Source organism: Bradyrhizobium sp. CCBAU 51745 (assembly GCF_028128715.1).
Lineage (GTDB): Bacteria > Pseudomonadota > Alphaproteobacteria > Rhizobiales > Xanthobacteraceae > Bradyrhizobium > Bradyrhizobium manausense.
Genome location: NZ_LBJP01000005.1, coordinates 74,181 through 81,595 on the forward strand (window position 1 = coordinate 74,181; position 7,415 = coordinate 81,595).

At 58.3% G+C, this 7,415-nt stretch carries 6 protein-coding genes and 1 pseudogene; 4 read left to right on the plus strand and 3 right to left on the minus strand.

Annotation, left to right across the window (positions count from 1 at the left end; translation table 11 throughout):
- Positions 1–45: 45 nt before the first annotated feature.
- The 3 genes and pseudogenes from XH98_RS06720 (at position 46) to XH98_RS06730 (ending at position 3,118) form a co-directional block, all read left to right on the plus strand.
- Positions 46–1,410 (plus strand): annotated as a pseudogene (locus tag XH98_RS06720) (IS1182 family transposase).
- Positions 1,411–1,620: 210 nt separating this feature from the next.
- A complete protein-coding gene (locus XH98_RS06725; protein ID WP_271618157.1) occupies positions 1,621–2,601 on the plus strand; it encodes an ABC transporter substrate-binding protein in 981 nt (326 codons plus the stop codon).
- A gap of 295 nt (positions 2,602–2,896) precedes the next feature.
- Positions 2,897–3,118: a hypothetical protein gene (locus XH98_RS06730; RefSeq protein WP_271618158.1), complete on the plus strand. Its 222-nt coding sequence runs from the start codon at positions 2,897–2,899 to the stop codon at positions 3,116–3,118.
- Positions 3,119–3,235: 117 nt separating this feature from the next.
- On the opposite strand, the gene XH98_RS06735 is transcribed toward XH98_RS06730, so the two are convergent.
- Complete coding sequence (locus XH98_RS06735) at positions 3,236–3,463, minus strand: hypothetical protein (protein ID WP_271618159.1); 228 nt, start codon at positions 3,461–3,463, stop codon at positions 3,236–3,238.
- A gap of 228 nt (positions 3,464–3,691) precedes the next feature.
- Here XH98_RS06735 and XH98_RS06740 point away from each other — a divergent pair, with 228 nt between their 5' ends.
- Entirely contained in the window at positions 3,692–4,951 is a 1,260-nt protein-coding gene (locus XH98_RS06740; RefSeq protein WP_271618160.1) for a choice-of-anchor tandem repeat GloVer-containing protein, read from the plus strand.
- Between the two features lie 446 nt (positions 4,952–5,397).
- On the opposite strand, the gene XH98_RS06745 is transcribed toward XH98_RS06740, so the two are convergent.
- Positions 5,398–5,664, minus strand: coding sequence for a hypothetical protein (locus XH98_RS06745; protein ID WP_271618161.1), 267 nt, complete (start codon positions 5,662–5,664; stop codon positions 5,398–5,400).
- A 242-nt stretch (positions 5,665–5,906) separates the two neighbouring features.
- Positions 5,907–7,352: an IS1182 family transposase gene (locus XH98_RS06750; RefSeq protein WP_083514167.1), complete on the minus strand. Its 1,446-nt coding sequence runs from the start codon at positions 7,350–7,352 to the stop codon at positions 5,907–5,909.
- Positions 7,353–7,415: the final 63 nt, after the last annotated feature.

Here is a 7,415-nt window from a genome sequence, read left to right on the forward strand (position 1 = left end):
TCCGTGATTCCGTTGATTCTGAGGATCATTGGCGGGGAGCGGTGCATGATGGGTCGGCGGGAGAACGGCCAAGGTCAGCTCTTCTATTCGTTTGACCTGGACAAGGTGGTCCCCTCCGACCATTTGGTTCGCCAGATCGCTCGCGTACTCGATCTTGGCTGGGTCCACGATGAGCTTGCACCTTATTATTCGCATACGGGCCGACCTTCGATCGATCCGGTGCTGATGATCCGGATGCTGTTGGTCGGCTATGTTTTTGCAATCCGTTCAGAGAGACGGATTTGCGCCGAGATACAGGTGAACCTGGCCTATCGCTGGTTCTGCAAGCTCGGGATGGAATACAAGATACCTGACCATTCCGTGTTCTGCCGTGCGCGACAGGAACGCTTCCGCGAGAGTGACGCCTTGCGGCGGGTCTTCGAGGGTGTAGTGGGTATGAGCATTGCGGCCGGACTGGTCGGCGGCGAGGCGTTTTCGGTCGATGCGAGCCTTCAAGGCGGACGTCGACAAGAAGAAGCGAATGCCGGGTGATCAGCCAATTGCCTGGCCGAAGGCAGAAGAAGCGTCCCATGCGGTCCGCGAGTATCTCGCCGTCCTCGAAGCCGGCAATGATGAGGATCGCCGCCGAGCCGACGACGGCCCCGGTGAAGGAGGCCAACCACGCACGCCTCCCAAGGAGGTCTCGCTGACCGATCCGCAAGCAACCTGGGTTGCAAGGCCGGGTGTCGATCCTTTCTTCGCTTATGATGCAAACTATCTGATCGATAACAAGGCTGGCATCATTCATGGATGCCGTAGTTACGCGAGCGAACCGATCGATCGAGATCGCGGTCACCCAGACCATGGTGGACCGTGTCGATCGCCGCTTCAATCTGCGGCCCAAAAGGCTCGCGGGCGACACGGTCTATGGCGCAGTCAAGCTGCTCAAATGGCTGACAGATCGCAACATCACACCGCACGTTCCTGTTTGGGACAAATCGGTACGCTCCGATGGCAAGTTCAGCAGGGCAGACTTCGTCTTCGACCAGACCCGCAATGTCTATGTTTGTCCAGGTGGAGCCGAACTGACCAGCAGGGCCATACAGTTTATTACAGAGCCAGCAAGAATGATTGCTCGCGCTGCTTGCTGAAGCCAAAGTGCACCACGGCCGTGGCGCGCAAAGTGACCCGCGACCTCAACGAAGAACTGCGCGACCAAGTCCGGGCTTTGGCCAATACCGAGGCCTTCCAGCAGTCGCACCGCGAGCGCAAGAAGGTCGAGATGCGATTTGCCCACATGAAAAGGATTCTCAGGCTCGACCGGTTCCGGCTACGCGGCTTGAGTGGCATCAAGGAGAGGTCTTGCTGACGGCAACCGCGCAGAACTTGCGGCGCCTCGCCAGACTCCTCAACCACGCACCACGCCTTTGACGGTGCGCTGCCTTGCGTAGGCGTCCCGTGATGAGTTCAGAGCGTCCAAGATCCCAAAACGGGTGCGATCGACGAACGCTCAGACTTGAAACCACCGCCCGCCATCAGGCTCAAGGAGTTTTGCAACAGAATCTTGACCCATAGCTGTCCTTGCCTGGCTGGACCTGGATCAAAATTGAACTAAGCTCAAAGCCCCCCGGGGGGCACCGCATGGAACGCCGCCATTTCGTAACGCTTGTGGGAGGAGCGGCGCTGATTTGGCCGGCGCGATCGCTTGGACAGCAATCGGCAAGGGTTTGGAAAATCGGGTATCTGGGATTTGGCGAAGCATCAAGCTGGACGAGCGAGGTAGAGGCCTTCCGCGCCGGTCTACGCGAACTAGGATATGTCGAGGGGAGAAATCTCAAAATCGACTTCCAATGGGCCGAGCGCGTCGATCAAACGTTTGATCTAGCAAAGCAACTGGTCGACAGGAAGGTCGACGTCATCTTCGCGCCTGCATCCACCCAGGTGGGGCCTGCCCGGCGGGCGACTGCCACTATTCCCATTGTCTTCGCTCAGCACGCAGATCCCGTCGGGCTCGGAGATGTGACAAGTCTCTCGCGGCCCGGCGGAAACATCACGGGAATGTCGATGCTTCTCACAGAAGTGTCCGTCAAGGAATTGGAGATCTTGAAGGAAATACTGCCGGGTGCCACGCGAGTGGGTCTGCTTTGGAATCCGACCACGCCTTCGCATCCGACCGCGGTCAGGACAGTCGAGGGCGCAGCACACACGCTCGGAGTTGAGCTCGTCCCCGTGTCAGCCAGCACCGTCTCAGAAGTTCAAGACGGATTTCTGACCATGGCGCGCGATCAATGCAGCGGCGTTTTAGTCCTTTCGTCGCCTCTTTACACGGTGCAAGCTGAGCTGGTGGCGGAACTGCAAATGAGGCATCGGTTGCCCGCCATGTTCGCAAATAGGGCCAACGTGAAAGCGGGTGGACTGGTCAGCTACGGGGCGGATCTGGACGATTTATATAGACGCGCCGCTTTCTACATCGACAAAATCTTTAGGGGCGCTACGCCCGCTGATCTTCCGGTGGAGCAAGCTTCAAAATATTTCATGGTGCTCAACCTGAAAACTGCGAGAGCTCTGGGCCTCAATGTCTCTCCTACGCTCTTGACCCGCGCCGATGAAGTGATCGAATGAGTCGTAACGTGGCGGTGCACGAGTCTGCTTGTGGCCCACCGCGATCGCGCTCGCAGGTTTCTGGGCGTCCGCTTCTGGGGTCGCAGCCGACACCGTCGCAATAGGTCCAAGCCGCGCGTCGGCGGCTGGTGCACGCAGGCGAGCTATCTCCCGCGCTGATCAAGCGCCGCCATCAACATCTCGGGCCGCAAAGGCGTGCCGCCTCTCCGTGCGCCTCATCACAGGGGCGAATATGCCGGGATAATGCCGACCATCCGCTGGTCGTCACCGGACCCGAGCACGATGGAGGGATCATATGTCGAAGCACTGCGAACTGGACCTGACCTCGCTCGAACGAGTGAGTGGAGGTATGCGCAACTTGGCCAATTCACCGGCTTACCACGGGATCAGGATCAGCAAAGACCCTGGCACCGTGGGACAGGGCGACACCATTGACGGCATCCCGTGGGGCGGCGGCGAGGGCTCTTGGCAGACCTTCAATGGTAACCTGCCCGGCGCTGGCAATTGGGGAAACTAAAGCCTTTGGCTGCATGGCCGAAACTGCGAATCTGCTAGCCTCCCGCCCGCGACGGAATCCGGGGAGGCTGGACAGTTGCGCCCGAGGCCATGCGGCATAAATCCCGCACGGCCTCGGCTATTTTGCGGGGCTATCCCGAGCAGCTCGGGCCACCCCCTGAGCCGCATGGAGCGCGACCTCGCGCGTCAGCACCTCCGGCCGCAGGCGGCGGCTCGGCAGGTCATCCCAATAGAAGTATCGGCTGGGCCTGCCATCGGCGAAGCGCACCTCGAAGCTGCCGCAGTCGGGCACGGCGTCGTGCTTGATCAGCCGGATCGGATGCGGAGTGATCTTCTGGGCGGGCATGGCCGGATCAAAGCGCCAGTAGGGTGGCCACACGTCTAATTTGTATCACTGCATTTCATCTCTCATTAATTGAGGTCTTGTATTTGGAAGTGGCGTACCGATCCGCTCGTGTGGGCATCGGACATCCGACATACTCTGGGATTAGCTCCAATGGCCCCTCAGTCGACTTCGCCCGAATTGAAGCGAAGGTTCATTGGCTCACGCAAATGGCTTATGGGTCTCTCTGCGATGCTTGCGATCATTGCAGCGGTCATTATTGCACCACTTGTCACCCGCCCGGAGCGCTATGAAGTCATCCAGACGTTCGCCGCCACGGGCCGGGGAGCAAAAACGCCGATGGGCCTCGCAGCGGACAGGATTGGCAATGTTTATGGCTCGACTTGGACTGACGGGCCCGGAGGTGGGGGCATCATTTTCAAATTGATCCCGCCGTCACTCCTCCGGTCAGGTTGGGAAATGCAGGTCCTGTGGAACGTCAAGAACGGGCCGATCGGAACTGGACCGTTCTGGAGCATGATCGCGCAGAATGATGACCTCTACGGCGCGACGACCGACGGCGGAGTTGAAGGCGGCGGGACGTTATTCAAATTTGAGGCCAGCGAGCGCGGCGTTGGCGAGCCAATCCCCCTCTATCACTTCGCTGACCCTTCTTCTCCGCTAGATAGGGTATCCGAACTGATCTCGGATTCATCCGGCTCTCTTTACGGGACGACGCACGGAAGCGGGGGAAAGGATGGGGGCGCGGTTTTCAAGCTTAGCCCCGGCCCTAATGGATGGACGATGACCATTCTTCACCGCTTTGCTGGCGGCGGCGACAATGGCGACGATGACGGGGCCTATCCGGTGGGGGGCCTCACGATGGATCGTGCTGGCGTGCTCTATGGTTCGACCGGCGGCGGTGGTAAAGACGGAATTGGCACCGTATTCAAACTCACTCCCACGGATCACGGATGGGAGGAATCGGTGATACATACATTTCGGCAGTTAGACGGTTCAAATTGCCATGGTGGATGTTTGCCAATGGCGGGACTCACCTTAGGCACCGACGGAACGCTGTATGGCACAACAGGCGGCGGTGGCAAATTTGATGGGGGCGTTGTGTTTTCGCTCACGCCATCTGCTAGCGGCGGATGGACCGAACAAGTTCTCTATGATTTCAAGCGAGAAGTTGGCGAGGGCACCGCGCCCAACAGTCGCCTTGTCTTAGGCAAATCCGGCGCCCTCTATGGAACGACCAGATATGGCGGCGACAGGCCCAGCTATGGCGGATTGGGTACGATTTTCAAGTTGGTCCCGACCGCGACAGGCTGGAGTGAGGTCGTACTGCATTGCTTTAGCGGTGGTTCTGACGGCTCGAATCCCTCAGGAACCTTGATCCGCGACCCATCCGGCAACGTGTTCGGTACGACAATAGGAGGGGCCAGGAGCGGTGTTTACATCGACGGTACGGTGTTTGAGATCGTGGCCAGCGGCGCTTTTGGGAGATGATTAAGGGGCCTTCTGACCTAGAATGCGAAACACGTGAGAAAGCGCTCAGGATTATCGCTCAGATGCAACCGGTCGTCATCCTTGATCTGAATCGCGCGTGTTGGGGCGAGCCATCAATCTCATTATTTGACGACGTACTTGATAGGCTCGACCGACTTCCTTGGCCTTTCGCAGGGTTCCTCGCGGGAGCCCTTTTCATATGAGGCAACTCCTGCGATGTCGCCTATTCCCTTCAATGAACCGATTCATTGATCGTCTCCAAAAACTCCCAGACGATCTCTATCTGACTCGTCGTTTTCACGCAGCCAGGGTCAACAGCGCCGTTTTGACCAGCGCTGGGGCGCTTCCGCTTTACCCTGACCCCGGACATCTCGCCGCAACGCCCTGACGGAAGCGAAGGGCCACAAGCAGACATTGTGGATACCTGCGTAAGCACTTGGTGAGCGTCAACCAGAAGCGCCATCATTACCGGTCGGAATTCGTATCACTTGGTTGCGCAGAAACCTCGCTCGTTCATTGCATTCGTCAACAGTTGCATTGAGCGGCAGCCCAATCCAGCGCAAACGGCCGATCGAAATAAATGTCGAGAGAACGGATGCGAGCAGGCACGAAACGAGAATTTCGCTGGCATGTTGCCCTTGCCAAAGCAGGACCGGAATGAGGCCAAGTACAACCCATAAAGCAGAGTTCAGAACCATCGGCAGGCGATTCATCGGGCGGCTCCGTTCGGCGATTGCACAAACATAAGTGCACAACCTTGAGCCAAATGTCCATCCGCGAGCTAGAGACGATCATCTCGGTTCGTAGTCAGCTATGGGTCTTGGTTGTGTGCAAACGAAATTGGAGGGCCCGCGGCCGCGGTTATCAGTCGATGTTTCTCGCGTCAGATCGCCCATGACTGGTCAAAGTGCGTATCGTGACGCGTTATTGCGCTTTTAGACGCACTTTCCAGGCTTCAGGCTGCGCGGATGGCAGCAATCATGCCCGTTTTGCCGATGATGTTCATCACCCGTGTGAGGTTATAGGCGAGAACATGCAGCGCCATCTCAGCAGCGACGTTCCGTAGGCGCTTCATCAGGAAGTGGGTCGCACCCATACGGGCCTTGATCGTGCCGAAGGGATGCTCGACCGTTTCGCGCCGCGTCCGCATGGCGTCGGGATTGGAATCGAGCCGTCTCTGGACCTCCTCGACCACATGCTCGTGCTCCCAGCGCGTGATACGACGCTCCTTGGACGGCGTACATTGGCTCTTGATTGCGCAGCCTTGACATGCCGCCGTCGACCAGTAGCGGCGCAGTGTCATTCCATGCTCGATGTTGGTGAAGTGATAGGGTAGCAGCTCGCCGGAGGGGCAGCGATATACGTCCTCATCAGGCAGGTAGGCGAAGTCCTGTTTGCCGAACCGGCCCTCCGCCTTGGCGTTCGATGTCATGGGCTTGGGCAAGGTGACTGCAACGCCAGCCTCTTCGCAGGCTAATATCTCTTCTCCGTCAAAGTAGCCACGGTCGGCGACCGCTTCGAGCTTGTCTACTTCGAGCACTTCTTTGGCTTGCTTCGACATCCGAGCAAGCTGCCCACGGTCGTTGCCGACGTTTATGACCTCGTGCGTAACAATCAGATGGTGTTCCGTGTCCACCGCGACCTGGACATTGTAGCCGACGACACCGGATCCGCGTCCACTGGTGGCCATCGAACGGGCATCCGGATCAGTGAGCGATATCTGTTGATCCGGTGTGTTGCGCATCTGCGCGTCAAGTACTTCCAGGCGGCTCATCTCCCGCTTCAGCCGAGCGATCTTTTCCTTGATCCTCGTTGTCTTGATGCTGATTGCTTCCGATGGCTCCTGCCGATCGGCGCTATCGAGTTGACGCAGATATCGACCGACGCTTTCCTCGATCTGCGCCACCCGCCTGGCCATCTTGGCATGCGTAAAGTTGCGATCGCGGTTGTTCACCGCCTTGAACTTGCTGCCGTCGATTGCGACGCTTGGTGTCTGCAACAGCCCCATTTGCCGGCATAGTGCAATGAACTTCGCACAAACCTTCCGGATCGCCGTACCATTGTCCTTCCGGAAATCGGCGATCGTCTTATGATCGGGAGCCAGGCGGCCGATCAGCCACATCACCTCGATATTGCGGCACGCCTCACGTTCTAGGCGGCGACTGGACTGCACCCGATTGAGATAGCCGTAAATGTAAAGCTTCAGAAGGACTGCCGGATGATAGGAGGGCCGGCCCGTCTCCTTGGCAATCGCACGCTCAAACCCCATTCCATGCAGGTCGAGTGCCTCGACAAACACATCGATCACATTGACCGCGTTGTCCTGACTTACCCAATCCTCCAAACATTCCGGCAAGAGCGTCAGCTGGGATCTGTCAGCGCCTTCAACGAAGCGTCCCATCCGTATCCCCCATCAGGAAACGGAAGAATCCTAGCTGACTCGTGCCTTTTCACACAGCCAGGG

Coding starts and splice junctions, on each gene's coding strand:
- XH98_RS06750 (WP_083514167.1), bottom strand. CDS start 7,352: ATGGGACGCTTCGTTGAAGGCGCTGACAGATCCCAGCTGACGCTCTTG.
- XH98_RS06745 (WP_271618161.1), bottom strand. CDS start 5,664: ATGAATCGCCTGCCGATGGTTCTGAACTCTGCTTTATGGGTTGTACTT.
- XH98_RS06730 (WP_271618158.1), top strand. CDS start 2,897: ATGTCGAAGCACTGCGAACTGGACCTGACCTCGCTCGAACGAGTGAGT.
- XH98_RS06725 (WP_271618157.1), top strand. CDS start 1,621: ATGGAACGCCGCCATTTCGTAACGCTTGTGGGAGGAGCGGCGCTGATT.
- XH98_RS06740 (WP_271618160.1), top strand. CDS start 3,692: ATGCTTGCGATCATTGCAGCGGTCATTATTGCACCACTTGTCACCCGC.
- XH98_RS06735 (WP_271618159.1), bottom strand. CDS start 3,463: ATGCCCGCCCAGAAGATCACTCCGCATCCGATCCGGCTGATCAAGCAC.